Raw genomic sequence first — 15,727 nt, forward strand, 5'->3', positions numbered from 1 at the left:
TACTCAATCTGAGCTTCAAACGCATCTTGCGTTCTGGCTAGGCCTCAATGCAGGTTAAAATATTCGATTCGCCAATTTACATAAAGCCGGGTGGTCATGCATGAGCAGGCCGCCCGCATCGTTTGAGACATATTGCGCGGGTGGCGAAATTGGTAGACGCACCAGGTTTAGGTCCTGACGCCAGCAATGGTGTGGGGGTTCGAGTCCCCCCCCGCGCACCACAACTCATATTTCTTTCGAGAGAGAAAACATAATGGCAGTGAACGTGGAAACCCTTGAAAAGCTCGAGCGCAAGATGACGCTGACTTTGCCCGTCGATACAATTCGCGGCGAAGTGGATGCGCGCCTGAAGAAGCTTGCACGCACTGTGAAGATGGATGGCTTCCGTCCAGGCAAAGTGCCCATGAGCGTGGTTGCCCAGCGCTATGGTTATTCGGTCCAGTACGAAGTCATGAACGACAAAGTGGGCGAAGCCTTCTTCAACGCAGCCAATGAAGCTAAATTGCGCGTTGCCGGCCAGCCCACCATCACCGAAAAAGACTCCGCTCCAGAGGGCGAAATGGCGTTTGACGCCGTGTTTGAGGTGTTTCCTGAGGTGAAACTCGGTGATCTGGCTACTGCTGAAGTTGAGCGCGTCTCGGCAGACGTGGGAGACGAAGCCATTGATCGCACCATCGACATCCTGCGTAAGCAGCGCCGCACCTTCGCTCAGCGCGCCAAAGATGCTGCAGCTGAAGATGGCGACCGCGCCACGGTTGATTTCACCGGCAAGATTGACGGTGAGCCCTTCGATGGCGGCAAAGCGAGCGATTTCTCGTTCCTGATCGGCGAAGGCCAGATGTTGCCCGAGTTCGAAAACGCCGTGCGCGGCATGAAAGTGGGCGAGAGCAAGACTTTTCCGCTGGCATTCCCCGAAGACTATCAAGGCAAGGAAGTCGCTGGCAAGACCGCCGATTTCATGGTTACCGTGCACAAGATCGAAGCAGGCCATTTGCCTGAGGTCAATGAGGCACTGGCCAAAGCGCTTGGCGTCAAAGAAGGCACTGTGGACGCGTTGCGCGCTGATATCCGGAAAAACCTTGAGCGTGAGGTGAAGTTCCGCATTGCCGCTCGCAACAAACAAGCCGTGATGGATGCACTCGCCGCCAAGGCTGAGTTGGATCTGCCTAAGGCCAGCGTGCAAGCTGAGCTGGGCCGCATGGTGGAAAGCACCCGTGCAGACCTGAAGGCGCGCGGCATTAAAGACGCTGAAAAAGCGCCTATTCCTGAAGAAATTTTCCGTCCTCAAGCTGAGCGTCGTGTGCGTCTGGGCCTGGTGGTGTCAGAGTTGGTGCGCGCCAACAACCTGCAAGCCACGCCTGAGCAACTCAAGGCTCACATCGAGGAAATGGCTTCCAGCTATGAGAAACCAGAGGAAGTCGTGCGTTACTACTACGCTGACAACAGTCGTCTGGCTGACGTGGAAGCGCTGGTGATCGAAAACAACGTGACCGAACACGTCTTGGCTCACGCCAAGGTGGAAGACAAGAAGTTGAGCTTCGACGATCTAATGGGTCAGCAAGGCTGAAACCACGGGATGGCCGCTGCGTGATTGCCATGCAATAACGCTCGGCCATCTAGTTGAATTTCGGTAGATTGTGTCCAATGGCCAAAGCTGTTGACATCATGGGGCTTGAGCCTGGGGCTTCAAGCCCCATTTGCTTTGAACAGAACCAACGGAGTTTTCATGAACGTACTTGAAACCAGCAATCTCGGCTTGATTCCCATGGTGGTCGAGCAATCGGGCCGCGGGGAGCGGTCCTATGACATCTATTCCCGCCTGCTGAAAGAGCGGGTCATTTTCCTCGTTGGCGAGGTCAATGACCAAACAGCTAACCTGGTGGTGGCGCAGCTTTTGTTCCTGGAAAGCGAGAATCCTGACAAGGAAATCTCTCTCTACATCAACTCTCCCGGTGGCAGCGTGACCGCTGGTATGTCCATTTTCGACACCATGCAGTTCATCAAGCCTGATGTCTCCACCATGTGTCTCGGCTTTGCTGCGAGCATGGGCGCGTTCCTTCTCGCCGCAGGCGCCAAGGGCAAGCGCTACTCGCTGCCCAACAGCAAGATCATGATTCACCAAGTGCTGGGTGGCGCTCGTGGACAGGCGACGGACATCGAAATTCACGCGCGAGACATCCTTCGCACCAAAGATCAGATGAACCGTATCCTCGCAGAGCGGACTGGCCAATCGCTGGAGAAAGTTCAGCGCGACACCGAGCGTGACTATTTCATGACCGCCGACGAGGCGAAAGACTACGGTCTCATCGACCAAGTCATTGCCCAGCGGCCCTAAAATTACCCGGACGGTTGCTCTGCTGCGCATGGCCTGCTGCCCATACGCCGTGCACCTTCCGAGAGGGAGGCGATCTGTTTTGGAAAGAGCTTGGTGGCGCCCTCAATTCGCCGCCAATGTGCAGGCAGGTGTTAGTTAAGTGGGTAGTGCCGTTGCTTTCGGGCAACGGCGTTTCCCTTTCTGGCCACAAAGCATTCGGTATCATGCGGCCATCCATCATCAAACTGTCATTCAATGGCCGATAAAAAAGGCTCTTCCAGTGAGAAGACTCTGTACTGTTCGTTTTGTGGCAAGAGTCAGCACGAAGTCAAGAAGCTGATTGCCGGACCGTCGGTGTTCATCTGCGACGAGTGCATAGATCTGTGCAACGACATCATTCGCGACGAGCTTCCTGCGACCACGGAGCCTGAGTCCCGAAGCGATTTGCCGACGCCGGGCGATATCAAGCACAACCTTGATAGCTACGTCATTGGTCAGGAGCGTGCCAAGCGTACGCTGGCGGTCGCGGTCTACAACCATTACAAGCGGCTCAAGCACAAGGAAGATGCCAAGGGCGGCGATGTCGAACTGGCCAAGAGCAACATTCTGCTGATAGGCCCCACCGGTTCCGGCAAAACCTTGTTGGCACAAACGCTGGCGCGTCAGCTGGACGTGCCTTTCGTTATGGCAGATGCCACTACGCTGACCGAGGCCGGCTATGTGGGCGAGGATGTCGAGAACATCATCAGCAAGCTGCTGCAAAGCTGTAACTATGACGCGGAACGAGCTCAGCGCGGCATCGTCTACATCGACGAAATCGACAAGATCAGCCGTAAGGCGGACAACCCCAGCATCACACGAGATGTGTCAGGCGAAGGCGTGCAGCAGGCGCTGCTCAAGCTGATCGAAGGCACTTTGGCCAGCGTGCCTCCGCAAGGCGGACGCAAGCATCCAAATCAGGATTTCCTGCAGATCGACACCACCAACATTCTTTTCATCTGCGGCGGCGCGTTCGCTGGGTTGGAAAAAGTGATTGAAGCGCGTACCGAGGCTTCAGGCATTGGATTCGGTGCCACGGTCAAGAGCAAGCGCCAGCGCTCCATTTCCGAAGTTTTCACCGAGATTGAGCCAGAAGACCTGATCAAGTTCGGCCTCATTCCTGAGCTGGTTGGCCGCATGCCTGTGGTCGCTACTCTGGCTGAGCTGTCCGAGGATGCACTGGTTCAGATTCTTACCGAACCTAAGAATGCGCTGGTCAAGCAATTTGGGCGCCTTTTTGCTATGGAGGGTGTCGAGCTTGAGATTCGTCCCTCTGCACTGAATGCTATCGCCCGTAAGGCGCTGGCGCGGAAAACAGGTGCCCGCGGCCTTCGTTCCATCCTGGAGCAAGCGCTGATCGACACCATGTTCGATTTGCCCAATGCCAGCAATGTGGCGAAAGTGGTGGTCGATGAGAACACCATAGAAGAAAGCCAGCCCCCCTTGCTGGTCTACCGCGAAGCCGCAAAAAAGGCCTGAGCGGTTCCTGTCCTCGCCCGAACTCACCCTATGATGAGCGGGCAAGGGTGGGGAGGCCGGGCTGCTTTGCCGTCAATCAGTTGTCGGCTCCCTGTCCTGGCCTCACTTTCGTGAAGGAGGGCATCAAAATTGCAAGGCTTTACGCGCCATTTCCGGCGTCAACCCGCTCAAGGGTTGAAAATGTGACTTGCGCTGCCATATCTGGCTGACAACCTTGAGGATTTTCCATGTCTGGAACTACGCCACTGCCTGCCACGCCGATTGACCTACCCCTGCTGCCATTGCGCGACGTGGTGGTTTTTCCGCATATGGTGATCCCACTCTTCGTGGGACGCCCCAAGAGCATCAAGGCGCTCGAGACTGCCATGGCCGCCGATAGGCGGATCATGCTCGTGGCGCAAAAGACCGCCGCCAAGGATGAGCCTGCGGTCTCCGACATGTTTGAGGTCGGCTGCGTATCCACCATATTGCAGATGCTGAAATTGCCTGATGGCACCGTGAAGGTGCTGGTCGAAGGCCAACAGCGCGCTACCGTCACGCATATCGAAGACGGCGAATCGCACTTCATTGCCACGGTCACTCCGCTGGAGCCAGCCAGTGAGCAGGACAGCAGTGAGGTGGAGGCTTTGCGACGCGCCGTCATGCAGCAGTTCGACCAATACGTCAAACTGAATAAAAAAATCCCGCCAGAGATCCTGACGTCCATCGCCAGCATTGATGAGCCAGGTCGTCTTGCAGACACCATTGCTGCCCATCTGCCGCTCAAGCTGGAGAGCAAGCAATTCGTGCTCGACCTGGCCGATGTCAAGGCACGCCTGGAAAACCTTTTTGAGCAACTCGAGCGCGAAGTCGACATTCTCAATGTCGATAAGAAAATCCGTGGCCGCGTGAAGCGCCAGATGGAAAAGAACCAGCGCGATTTCTACCTCAACGAACAAGTCAAGGCGATCCAGAAGGAGCTTGGCGAGGGCGAAGAGGGCGCGGACATCGAGGAGATCGAGAAAAAGATCAAGGCCGCCCGCATGCCCAAAGAGGCACGCAAGAAGGCAGACAGTGAATTCAAGAAGTTGAAGTTGATGTCGCCCATGTCGGCTGAGGCCACAGTGGTGCGGAACTACATTGATGTCCTGGTCGGCCTGCCTTGGGCCAAGAAAACCAAGATCAAGCACGATCTGGCCTATGCGGAACAAGTGCTGAACGAAGACCATTACGGCCTGGAAAAGGTCAAGGACCGCATCCTTGAGTATCTTGCTGTTCAACAACGCGTAGACAAGGTGAAGGCGCCAATCCTGTGCCTGGTGGGCCCACCTGGCGTCGGCAAGACCTCGCTCGGCCAATCCGTCGCGAAAGCCACGGGTAGAAAGTACGTGCGCATGGCACTGGGCGGCATGCGTGACGAGGCCGAAATTCGCGGCCATCGTCGCACCTACATCGGCGCCATGCCGGGTAAGGTGCTGCAGAGCCTGAACAAGGTAGGCACGCGCAATCCTTTGTTCCTGCTGGATGAGATTGACAAACTAGGTATGGATTTCCGCGGGGATCCTTCAAGCGCATTGCTTGAAGTGCTCGACCCCGAGCAAAACCACACCTTTGGCGATCATTACGTTGAAGTGGATTTCGACTTGAGCGACGTGATGTTTGTCGCTACTTCGAACTCCATGAACATTCCGCCGGCCTTGCTCGACCGCATGGAGGTTATTCGCCTGTCGGGTTACACCGAAGATGAAAAGACCAACATTGCGATCAAGTACTTGTTGCCCAAGCAGTTGAAGAACAACGGCTTGAAAGAAGGTGAGCTCAAGGTTGACGACGCAGCGGTGCGCGACATCGTGCGCTATTACACGCGTGAAGCGGGTGTTCGTTCGCTCGAGCGTGAACTCTCGAAGATCTGCCGCAAGGTCGTGAAGGGTTTGCAGCTGGGGCAATTGAAGCCCGAAGTGAACGTCACCGCGGAAAATCTGAATGATTACCTCGGCGTACGGAAATTCAACTATGGCCGTGCCGAACAGCAAAACCAGGTGGGCCAGGTTGTCGGACTCGCGTGGACTGAAGTTGGTGGCGATCTGCTGACCATCGAGGCGGCCATGATGCCCGGTAAGGGCGTCGTGCAGCGCACTGGTCAGTTGGGCGATGTGATGAAAGAGTCGGTGGAAGCCGCTCGCACCGTCGTGCGCTCGCGTGCCCGTGTCATGGGTATCAAGGATGAAGTGTTCGAGAAGCGAGACATCCACATTCACGTGCCAGATGGAGCGACTCCAAAAGACGGCCCGAGTGCTGGTGCGGCCATGGCTACCGCCATCGTTTCGGCTCTTACAGGAATTCCTGTGCGCGGCGATGTGGCGATGACAGGTGAAATCACCTTGCGTGGTGAAGTGACCGCGATTGGTGGTCTGAAGGAAAAGCTGTTGGCGGCACTGCGCGGTGGCATCAAGAAGGTGATCATCCCTGAAGAGAATGTGAAGGACCTTCAGGAGATTCCAGCCAATGTGAAGGAAGGTCTTGAGATCATTCCTGTCAAGTGGATCGACAAGGTGCTTGAAGTCGCTCTGGAGCGCCAACCAGTTCCTCTGACGGATGAGGAAGTTGCCGCTGCGGCAGAGCCAGCGCCCGTGGTGGAGAAAAAAGCCACCAGGGGCTCGGCCGTTAAACATTGAGTGAGTTAATGACGAAGCAGCCGTAGAAATTTTTGAAAAATTTCTACGGCACTTGCCAGAAGCCGGGGAAAAAAAGGCTATACTGCAAGGCTTGCAATGCGGGAATAGCTCAGTTGGTAGAGCGCAACCTTGCCAAGGTTGAGGTCGCGAGTTCGAGTCTCGTTTCCCGCTCCAGTATTTTTCCATGTGTGTCCACAGAGACCCGTGGAGTGCAAAAAAAAGGAGCTTCGGCTCCTTTTTTTATGCCTGCGTCAGTCCCGAGAACCTGAAGGACGCCGGAGAAATGCCAATGAAAGCCGGCGGTTGCCAGCGGTTTGAAGCATTGCCAAGCCTTTCAATTCAACGCCTAGCGCTAGAACCTTGCGTTTAAGAGCGGTAGTTTCACCACTGATATCTCTCCCTGAAGTGGAATAGCGTTCGCTTTGTGCTGCGGGGCCTCAGGTTGTTCGATCGGTTGCCCGCAAGGCGCTCAACAGTGCTTCGAATTTCGTCACCATGTCAGCCTCTTGCACGCAGGCGTATCCCAAAACAAGCCCCTGTTGTGCGGTTGTGCCGGGCGCAAAATAGGTGGAAAGCGCTTTGACATGGATTCCGCGTGCAAGAGCCTCCCGCGCAACTACAGTGTCTTGCAAAGGAATGGGAAATCGCATGACCAGATGCAGGCCGGCTTCATCTTCACCACGCACCATCCAGTCTCTGCCCAGGCGCCTTTCAATGAGATGGGCCAGCATCTCCCGCCGCTGCGCATACAGTGTCCTCATAGCACGTATGTGCGAGGCAAAGTGGCCCTGAGCTATGAACTGGGCCAGTGTGGCCTGTGTCATGAGCCGTCCCTCGCGATAGAGTTCGGCATGGGCAGCCCGAAAGCTGGCCACTAGTTCCAGCGGCACCACCATGTACGCCATGCGAAGGCCTGGATACAAGGTTTTGCTAAAGGTGCCTACATAGATCACCCTGCTTCCTGCTGCCAACCCCTGCATGGCAGGGACAGGGTTGCCGGAAAATCGGAACTCCCCATCGTAGTCATCTTCGATGACCCAGCTTCCGTGGCGGTGCGCAAGAGCGAGCAGTTCTTGCCTGCGTTGCACGGGCATGACAGAGCCAAGGGGGTATTGATGCGATGGTGTCACGAAAAGAAAACGCGGCGCTTCTCCAGCAGCCGGTTCCAGGCAGCGCATGCCGTGAGCATCTACCTCGACAGGAACCTGCCGGATGCCATTGGCCTCCAGAATGGCGCGCGCGCCCCAATAGCCAGGGTTTTCCATCCAGGCAATGTCTCCCACGTCACCGAGTAGACGAGTGATGAGGTCGATGGCCTGATGTGCCCCGTCAGTGACCAATACCTGCTCCGGTGTGCAGTTAACTGAGCGTGTGGCCGTTAGATGGAGGGATAGGGCTTGGCGCAGTTGTGCAAGCCCCCCGTAGCCATAGCAAAGTTCCTCTGATCGATGGCTGCGCCAGCACGCATTTCGCAGACGCGTCCATAGCCGTTCGGGGAACCGCGACACGTCTGGCACCCCGGGCATGAAGGCGCTCCATTGGGTTGCCGAGGCGCGGGGCATGGCGACGATCTGCGTTCCCCGGGCGGAAAGGGCATCTGACTTATAGGGCTCGGTGCCTGATGGAAACGCGATCGCTCGGGCCGTGCGTTCGGGCGCCAACTGCTTTACCCGCGTACCAATGCCTTGTCTGGAGCCGACGTAAGCCTCCAATTGCAACTGTCGATAGGCTGCCAGGACCGTGTTCCGGGCGATCCCCAGTTCACTCGCCAGCACGCGTGATGGGGGAAGCAAGGAGTCTGCAACCAAAACACCTTCTTGTATGGCGCTGCGCAGGCATTCATACAGCCTCCGGTGCATGGGCGCGGGGCCTTCTGGCATGCGCAGCCTGATGAGATCAACCAATAACGCTTGCATGTTTCAATGGACCCATCAAATTGCGTCGATTGGTACCAGGCATTGCTGCCCTTCGGGGTTTCAATGGTGCCAACACGTCGATAGACGCACGCCAATGCCTCGCGTCCATGGTACGGAAGAACCTGTTTCTCATCATTATTGCTATATCGGAGATTTCGAAATGACCATATCCTTGCACCGCAGACGCTTGCTTCGCGCTGGTCTTGCCGTTGGTGTGGGCGGGGCAGGCGCTTTGGCCGTGACGTCTGTCGCGCGGGCAGCCACATTTCCCACGCGCACGGTCAATTTCGTTGTTCCATATGGTGCAGGGGGTCCGTTCGACATTACCGCAAGACTCGTGGCGGAGCGCATGTCGAAGCAGTTGGGTCAGACCGTGGTTGTCGACAACCGCAGTGGTGCAGGTGGCATGATTGGATGCACCTATGTGGCCCGGGCTCCTGCTGACGGCTACACACTGTTGCTGGGTGGGTTGACTACCCACATCCTGATGCAGGGCGCTGTGGAGACCATGCCGTTCGACCCAATGAAGGATTTCACCGTCGCATCGCTGTTGTCCAAGATGCCGCTGGTCATGGTGGTCAACAACGATCTTCCGGTCAAGGACCTGCGCGGGTTGGCGGACCTTTTGCGTAACAACCCGGGGAAGTACGATTTCGCGTCCGCTGGCAATGGGACTTCGGGACATATCCTCGCGCAAAATTTCGTTGACTCCATTGGCGCCAAGGCCGTCCATGTTCCTTACCGCAACAGCGTGAATGCCTACACGGACCTGCGTGGCGGGCGTATTGCCTTCATGGTGCAGACAAGTGGCTCTTCCGAGATGCGCGCCGGAGTGGTTCGGCCGTTGGCGGTCTTTTCCGACAAGCGCTCTCCGGCCATGCCGCAACTGCCCACAGTGGCTGAGGCCGGCTTGGCCGATCGTGTCAAATACAACCTCGAACCTTGGCAAGCAGTCATGGTGCGTAAGGGCACTCCACCGGAGATCATTGCGCAACTCAACGCAGCCGTCACGGCTACGTTGGCAGACCCAGGCCTGCAGTCGCGGTTCGACGAGCTTGGCTTCGTCGCCACACCGGCGCCGGTCGCCCAGGGCGAGCGCTATTTCCATGAGGAAAACCGGCGCTGGGTTCCCATCGTCAAGGCCATGGACCTGGTTGGCCGCTGAATCTCAAGCTGCGTCGTTTTACTCATCACTCACCTCCAATTGAGCACTCCATGCCATGTGATCCCGAGATAGTCGCTTTCTTCGACTTCGTCACGCGAGAAATGAGTCGTTATGCCGCCACCGGCGGCCTGACGGTGGAGGAGCGCCGCTGGCGTGCCGAGCAGTACGCCAAACTGACGGCCGAGCCCCATCCGCCGGAGCTTGAGTCTTCGCAGATGTACATCACGCTGCAGGGCCGTGAAGTTCCCGTGCTGGTGCACCGGCCGCGCGCAAGCGGGCTGTTGCCAGCCATCCTGTTTTTTCACGGTGGCAGTTATGTAGCTGGAAGCCCTCAGTCGCACGACTTCATCAGCGCCAGCATTGCTCACAATACGGGTGCCATGGTGCTCAGCGTGCATTACCGCCGCGCTCCGGAGAATCCTTACCCTGCGCCCACTGAAGACTGCTATGCAGCGCTCTGCTGGGCAGTGGCGCAGGCGCAGCGTCTGGGCATAGACGCATCGCGAATCGCCGTGGCAGGTGACAGCGCGGGGGGATCGCTGGCCGCCGCGTGCACATTGCTCGCGCGCGACCGAGGAGGTCCGGCCATTGCGCATCAGACCCTGATCTACCCGGGCCTTGGCGCAGGGCCGGATACAGCGAGCTTTCGCAACAATACCGAGGATCTGTTTCTCAAGCCTGCAGGCGTTGAGTTCGCGCAGCGCGCCTTCCTGGGCGACGCTGTGCCAGATGCCTATTCCAGTCCGCTGCGCCATGCTTCGCTCGCTGGCCTGCCGCCGGCATATGTGCTTGTAGCCGAGCTTGATCCGCTGCACGACGACGGCGTGATCTATGTGGACAAGCTGCAGGCAGCCGGTGTGCGCGCCACGCTGCGTTCTGCACCTGGCATGGTCCATGGTTTCGTGCGCGCGCGGCGCTGGAGCAAGGTGGCGCAGGCTGAATTCGAGAGCATGTGTGCGGACATCCGTAACGCGCTGGACCTCCCGATACCGCAAACTACTTCTTGGTAAGCTGCGGCGCTCGCTCGGCGCCGCGCTTGAGATAACGAGCCGGGGCTGAGCAAGAGCAAGCATCTTTTCGGGAGGGGGCTTCGAACATGTCCATGATTTTTTCGCGACCCCGGATGCCCGGCGCCCGAAAAGCTCATGAACACACTCTTAGGCCATCAACACTTCAATCAGGCGCGGACCTGAGCTGGCATACGAGCGCGCAAGCGCTTGAGTGAGTGCGGCGGCATCGACGACGCGCTCGGCCTCCACACCGTGTCCGCGTGCTATCGACACCCAGTCGGCGCGTGGTCGATCCAGGGTCAGCATGTCGCGCGCGGCTTTCCCGCTAGGGCCTGCGCCGGTGTTGCGCCATTCCCCTTGGAGAATGGCGTAGTTGTGGTTGGCGAAAATCACGACAGTGGCATTTGCGGATTCACGGGCGAGTGACCACAGGGCTTGCTCAGTATAGAAAGCGCTCCCGTCCCCCACCATCGCCAGTACGCGCCGATCCGGGCATGCCACTGCTGCACCCAGGGCCACCGGCATTCCAAAGCCAATGGAGCCACCCATGTTGCCTAGCAGCGTGAAAGGGCCTGATCTGGACATCGTGGCATAGATGCTTCGCCCGGATGTGACGGACTCGTCCACGACGATGGCATTTTCTGGTAGCGTATGCGCCAGCGCCTGCGCGATAGAGTCGGCGGTCAATGGGCCGGATGGGGCGATCACAGCTTCTTGTGGTGCGCGTCGGAGTTGTTGGCCTCGGGGGGCGCAGAAGGAAGCGAGCGCGGCCATCGCTGTCTGGGGATCTACGCCGGGTGCGACCGCTTTCACGACGCGGCACCTTTCGGGAATCAGCACGCTGGGCTTGTCGGGATAAGCGAAGAAGGCGACGGGTGTGGGCGCGCCCATGAGGACGATGCAATCCACTTCCGCCAGGAATGCAAGTGCAGCATCTACCGGATACGGAATGCGAGGCACTTCGGGTAGCCCGCCGCCGCGCTCCATGCGTGCATTGCTTCCTGGAGCGGCCACGCGGCAGCCTGAGGCTTCGGCGACCGCGAACGCCTCCGCTATGGATCTCGCGCGGAGTGCTTTACCGCCCAGCAACAGCAACGCGCGGCTGCCGTATTTCCGCAGTGCAGCGCCGGCGGTTTCGATATCGATTGCCGCTGGCTCCTTCACCTCCGCATTTCGGCACAAGGCCGGCGAGGTTGTAGTAAGTCCCCAGGCTGAATCTGCGGGCAATATCAGTGTCGCGATGTGGCCCGGTGTGCCCTGTGTGGCCGCGATAGCTTCAGCCGTGCGGGTAGCGACGGCGTCAGGCGTTTGGGCGCGACCCACCCAATGCGACATGGCTCCAGCAAGTGAGTCGATATCGGAGGCGAGCGGCGCGTCGTATTGCAGGTGGCGCACGGCGTGATCACCCACCACGTTGAGCACCGGGGTTCCTGCTTTGCGCGCGTTGTGCAGATTAGCCAACCCATTAGCCAAGCCAGGGCCCAGGTGCAGCAATGTCGCTGCAGGCTTTTCAGTCAGACGCGCATAGCCATCGGCCGCACCCGTAACCACGCCCTCGAACAGACCCAGTACGGCCCGCATGCCGGGCGCCCGATCAATGGCGGCGACCAGATGCATTTCGGACGTGCCTGGATTGGCGAAACACGTATCAATGTCGGCCGCCAAAAGCGTACGGACCAGCAGGTCGGCGCCAGTGGATAGTGAAGGCGTTTCCATCAGGCAGCTTCCAGGCAGGCGCCGGCGAGGGCGTCGAAACATTGCGCGAGAATTTCCAGGCCTTCATCGAGCAGAGCGTCTGACACTGTGAGTGGGACCAGAAAGCGCAATACGTTGCCGTAGGTCCCGCAACTGATTGCAATGAGCCCTCGCCGGCAGGCCTCTGCCACGATAAAGCCGGTGGCCTCCGCAGCGGGGCGCCCGGGATCACCCGGTTGGAACAGCTCAATCGCCACCATAGCGCCCAGGCCTCGCACGTCGCCGATGATGGGATGCCGAACGGCCATCGCCTGCAGGCGTTTCGTGAAGTGCTTGCCAATTGCCTGGCTACGGGCCAACAGTTCTTGCGCTTCAAAGGCATCCATCACAGCCAGTGCAGCGGCGCATGCAAGTGGACTGCCAGCGTAAGTGCCACCCAGGCCGCCTACGTGTGGCGCGTCCATGATGTCGGCGCGCCCTATCACTGCAGAAAGCGGAAATCCGCCCGCTAAGGATTTGGCCACCGTGATGAGGTCAGGCTCTACGCCCGCGTGTTCGATCGCAAACCAGGTCCCTGTGCGGCCAGCGCCTGTTTGCACTTCGTCGGCAATCAGCAGGATGCCGTGGGTGTCGCAAAGAGCGCGCAGACGCTGAAGGAATTCTGGCGGTGCGATGTAGAAACCACCTTCACCTTGCACGGGCTCGACGATGATGGCTGCGACCTGAGAGGCTTCCACGTCATTCTTGAACAGCCATTCCACCGAGTTAATGGCAGCATCCACCGTCACGCCGTGCAGCGGATTCGGAAACAAGGCGTGAAAGATGCTGGCAGGAAAGGGCCCGAATCCTTTCTTGTAGGGCATGACCTTGCCCGTCAGTCCCATCGTCAACAGGGTACGGCCGTGGTATCCGCCGCCGAAAGCGATCACTGCCGGGCGCCCTGTATAGGCGCGTGCGATTTTCACCGCATTCTCCACGGCTTCGGCGCCTGTAGTCAGCAGCAAGGTCTTCTTGGGAGCTTGGCCGGGCGCCAGACTGTTGAGCCGCTCGGCAAGCTCCACGTACGGCTCATAGGCGATGACCTGAAAGCAGGTGTGGGTGTAACGTTCCAACTGGTCCTGAACGGCCTCCACCACACGTGGATGGCGATGTCCCGTATTGAGCACCGCAATGCCACCAGCAAAATCGATATAGCGCTTGCCTTCAACATCCCAGACTTCTGCGTTGTCGCCACGGGCGATGAATACCTCATGGATATTGCCCACGCCGCGAGGAATGGCCTGATTGCGGCGGGACATGAGGCTTGCGTTGGAGGAAGTGTGGGCTTGGAGCATGAAGGCGACGTTCGGAAAAGTATGGATGGCGTGTGCGGCGGTTTGCACCAGGGGTGTTCAAAGGCATTTTCCCCTGCCCTCGCACGGTGCGACAGGTACAGAAAGGGCTCGCATGCGCTAAGCCTGTACTGGTGGGCAGACCTGTACAATTTTTCGATCTCATCTTTCCTTGGCAACTTGCAAGCCCTAGTCCGTTCGACGAAGGTCGGATTTGCAAGTGGCGCGCGTCCGGTGGGCATGGACCATTCAAGAGCTACTGCGGTTCCAGCGTTCCTTTCAGCAACTCTTCACGGCATCATTTCCATGTTTGCACTGCAGCCCCATAGCAACGTTCCGTTGGTTCAGCAGATCGTCACGCACTTCACTGGCTTGATCGAGCAGGGAAAACTTCGCTTGGGGGCCAAACTTCCTTCCATCCGGCAGTTTGCCAAGACGCATTCGGTCAGTGTCTTCACAGTGGCAGATGCCTACGACAGGCTGGTGGCGCAGGGACACTTGGTGTCTCGTGCTAACACTGGTTTTTTTGTAAGGCGGATGGCGTCCGTTGATACGTCGACTGCCAGCAACGGAGTAAGGCGCTGGGCACCTTTCGACGCCATGTGGTGCTTGCGCGAGGTATTCGAGAATCGGGACCTTGCGCTGAAGCCCGGGTGTGGCTGGATCCCGGAGGGGTGGCTTTTCAAGGAGGGGCTGCAGCGTGGAATGCGGGCATTAGCGGCGGATGGTGGAGACTTTGGTGGGTACGGCGACCCGCAGGGATACAAGCCCTTGCGGCAGGTGATTCGTGAGTTCATGTCGGAGCAGGGAATATCGGTTTCCCTGGAACAAATATTGTTGACACAGGGCTCCAGCCAGGCGCTGGACCTTGTGGTGCGAAGCCTGATCAAGCCAGGTGATGCGGTGTTGGTAGACGATCCAGGGTATGCAAATCAGCTGTTTTCTCTTCGCTTTCTGGGTGCACGACTCCTGGGGGTTCCTCGCACGCCCGACGGTTACGACTTGGGCGCACTGGAGAGATTGGTCGCTGAGCACCACCCGAAGATTTTCGTGACACAACCTCGTCTGCACAGCCCGACTGGCTCTGTCGCCAGCCTCGCTCAGATGCATCGCGTGCTGAATCTGATAGAGCGGAATGACATGCTCCTGGTGGAAAACGACATCTACGCGGATCTCGATCCTGTGGCGCGCCAGTCTTTCGCCAACCTCGATCAACTCCATCGGGTGATACACATCCGCAGCTTCTCCAAAGCGCTCTCACCTAATCTGAGGGTAGGGTACTTGCTGGGCAGTGCAGACCTCGTTGAGGACTTCGCCCAATTGAAGATGATGTCCGGACTCACGTCTTCCGAGATCAGCGAGCGCATCACGCATCACGTTCTTATGGATGGACGCTGGCGTAAACATCTGAAGTCTTTGCAGGGGCGACTGGCAGAGGCTCACAGTAGAACGGCAGAACGCCTGCTGGACATGGGCTTCAACCTGTTTGCACAACCGGGTGCAGGGCTGTTCTTGTGGGCCCATCATCCTGACCTGCCGGACTCCGATGTGATTTCTGCCGAAGCGGCTGAATACGGCATCATGATGGGGCCAGGCCACCTGTACTCCACTTCCTTGGAAACTACGAACTGGATGCGATTCAATCCGGCGTACTGCGATGACGAGCGGATATTTTCTTTTCTGGCAGAGACCCTGGTCCGGCATGGCGCCAAGCCCTCAGATCTGCCTGACTAAAAGCCAATGTGGGTATAGCCTAAGACGAAATTTAGAAAAGCCAAAAGACGATGCAAAAAATAAGGCTATAATTGAGGGCTCAACTGCTAAACACAGTTGTTAAATGCTTCAGATGTCTCTAGTGGATCTTCGAAGTACATGCGGGAATAGCTCAGTTGGTAGAGCGCAACCTTGCCAAGGTTGAGGTCGCGAGTTCGAGTCTCGTTTCCCGCTCCAATTTATGATTTACAGTCGTCTATAGATCGACTGTAAGTTGTTGAAAATAAGGAGCTTCGGCTCCTTTTTTCATTTCAGAAGAGTTAACCGATTCGGGCTCTCCATCCCTCGAAACCTAATACTTCATTAAAAAAACGCGTTGATCCCACGGACCAACGCGTTTTTTCTTGGGCG

At 57.8% G+C, this 15,727-nt stretch carries 10 protein-coding genes and 3 tRNA genes; 10 read left to right on the forward strand and 3 right to left on the reverse strand.

The window, feature by feature from the left end; all coding sequences use genetic code 11:
* The first annotated feature begins 134 nt into the window (after positions 1–134).
* The 6 genes from G518_RS0126785 (at position 135) to G518_RS0126815 (ending at position 6,660) form a co-directional block, all read left to right on the forward strand.
* Positions 135–221: transfer RNA gene (locus tag G518_RS0126785), tRNA-Leu, on the forward strand.
* Positions 222–253: 32 nt separating this feature from the next.
* Positions 254–1,567 carry a trigger factor gene (gene tig / locus G518_RS0126790; RefSeq protein WP_028605101.1) on the forward strand — a complete coding sequence of 438 codons (1,314 nt, stop codon included), beginning with the start codon at positions 254–256 and terminating at the stop codon, positions 1,565–1,567.
* 159 nt (positions 1,568–1,726) lie between these two features.
* The gene (gene clpP / locus G518_RS0126795) at positions 1,727–2,335 is read left to right on the forward strand and encodes an ATP-dependent Clp endopeptidase proteolytic subunit ClpP (RefSeq protein ID WP_028605102.1); all 609 of its coding nucleotides are present in this window, start codon (positions 1,727–1,729) and stop codon (positions 2,333–2,335) included.
* 234 nt (positions 2,336–2,569) lie between these two features.
* The gene (gene clpX, locus G518_RS0126805; RefSeq protein ID WP_028605103.1) at positions 2,570–3,832 is read left to right on the forward strand and encodes an ATP-dependent Clp protease ATP-binding subunit ClpX; all 1,263 of its coding nucleotides are present in this window, start codon (positions 2,570–2,572) and stop codon (positions 3,830–3,832) included.
* 227 nt (positions 3,833–4,059) lie between these two features.
* Complete coding sequence (gene lon / locus G518_RS0126810) at positions 4,060–6,486, forward strand: endopeptidase La (protein ID WP_028605104.1); 2,427 nt, start codon at positions 4,060–4,062, stop codon at positions 6,484–6,486.
* Positions 6,487–6,584: 98 nt separating this feature from the next.
* Positions 6,585–6,660, forward strand: a tRNA-Gly gene (locus G518_RS0126815).
* A gap of 263 nt (positions 6,661–6,923) precedes the next feature.
* Here the strand turns inward: G518_RS0126815 and pdxR are convergent.
* Complete coding sequence (gene pdxR / locus G518_RS0126820) at positions 6,924–8,402, reverse strand: MocR-like pyridoxine biosynthesis transcription factor PdxR (protein WP_245598141.1); 1,479 nt, start codon at positions 8,400–8,402, stop codon at positions 6,924–6,926.
* A gap of 160 nt (positions 8,403–8,562) precedes the next feature.
* Between pdxR and G518_RS0126825 the strand changes: the two genes are divergently transcribed.
* Complete coding sequence (locus G518_RS0126825; RefSeq protein ID WP_028605106.1) at positions 8,563–9,567, forward strand: Bug family tripartite tricarboxylate transporter substrate binding protein; 1,005 nt, start codon at positions 8,563–8,565, stop codon at positions 9,565–9,567.
* 50 nt (positions 9,568–9,617) lie between these two features.
* A complete protein-coding gene (locus G518_RS0126830) occupies positions 9,618–10,577 on the forward strand; it encodes an alpha/beta hydrolase (RefSeq protein ID WP_028605107.1) in 960 nt (319 codons plus the stop codon).
* Positions 10,578–10,724: 147 nt separating this feature from the next.
* Here G518_RS0126830 and G518_RS0126835 read toward each other — a convergent pair whose 3' ends face one another.
* Both G518_RS0126835 and gabT read right to left on the reverse strand, forming a co-directional pair.
* Positions 10,725–12,293 carry an acetolactate synthase large subunit gene (locus G518_RS0126835; RefSeq protein ID WP_036596304.1) on the reverse strand — a complete coding sequence of 523 codons (1,569 nt, stop codon included), beginning with the start codon at positions 12,291–12,293 and terminating at the stop codon, positions 10,725–10,727.
* A complete protein-coding gene (gene gabT, locus G518_RS0126840; RefSeq protein ID WP_245598142.1) occupies positions 12,293–13,570 on the reverse strand; it encodes a 4-aminobutyrate--2-oxoglutarate transaminase in 1,278 nt (425 codons plus the stop codon). The genes G518_RS0126835 and gabT overlap by 1 nt, the downstream gene beginning before the upstream one ends.
* 339 nt (positions 13,571–13,909) lie before the next feature.
* Here gabT and G518_RS0126845 point away from each other — a divergent pair, with 339 nt between their 5' ends.
* Together G518_RS0126845 and G518_RS0126850 are read left to right on the forward strand one after the other, a co-directional pair.
* Positions 13,910–15,337 carry an aminotransferase-like domain-containing protein gene (locus tag G518_RS0126845; protein WP_028605110.1) on the forward strand — a complete coding sequence of 476 codons (1,428 nt, stop codon included), beginning with the start codon at positions 13,910–13,912 and terminating at the stop codon, positions 15,335–15,337.
* A gap of 140 nt (positions 15,338–15,477) precedes the next feature.
* A tRNA-Gly gene (locus G518_RS0126850) sits at positions 15,478–15,553 on the forward strand.
* The last annotated feature ends 174 nt before the right edge of the window (positions 15,554–15,727 follow it).

Origin of the sequence: Ottowia thiooxydans DSM 14619, assembly GCF_000422885.1 — a bacterium.
Lineage (GTDB): Bacteria > Pseudomonadota > Gammaproteobacteria > Burkholderiales > Burkholderiaceae_C > Ottowia > Ottowia thiooxydans.

Excerpts from the sequence above, each read along its gene's own strand:
- tig (WP_028605101.1), top strand. The coding sequence starts at position 254 with ATGGCAGTGAACGTGGAAACCCTTGAAAAGCTCGAGCGCAAGATGACG.
- clpP (WP_028605102.1), top strand. The coding sequence starts at position 1,727 with ATGAACGTACTTGAAACCAGCAATCTCGGCTTGATTCCCATGGTGGTC.
- clpX (WP_028605103.1), top strand. The coding sequence starts at position 2,570 with ATGGCCGATAAAAAAGGCTCTTCCAGTGAGAAGACTCTGTACTGTTCG.
- lon (WP_028605104.1), top strand. The coding sequence starts at position 4,060 with ATGTCTGGAACTACGCCACTGCCTGCCACGCCGATTGACCTACCCCTG.
- pdxR (WP_245598141.1), bottom strand. The coding sequence starts at position 8,402 with ATGCAAGCGTTATTGGTTGATCTCATCAGGCTGCGCATGCCAGAAGGC.
- G518_RS0126825 (WP_028605106.1), top strand. The coding sequence starts at position 8,563 with ATGACCATATCCTTGCACCGCAGACGCTTGCTTCGCGCTGGTCTTGCC.
- G518_RS0126830 (WP_028605107.1), top strand. The coding sequence starts at position 9,618 with ATGCCATGTGATCCCGAGATAGTCGCTTTCTTCGACTTCGTCACGCGA.
- G518_RS0126835 (WP_036596304.1), bottom strand. The coding sequence starts at position 12,293 with ATGGAAACGCCTTCACTATCCACTGGCGCCGACCTGCTGGTCCGTACG.
- gabT (WP_245598142.1), bottom strand. The coding sequence starts at position 13,570 with ATGTCCCGCCGCAATCAGGCCATTCCTCGCGGCGTGGGCAATATCCAT.
- G518_RS0126845 (WP_028605110.1), top strand. The coding sequence starts at position 13,910 with ATGTTTGCACTGCAGCCCCATAGCAACGTTCCGTTGGTTCAGCAGATC.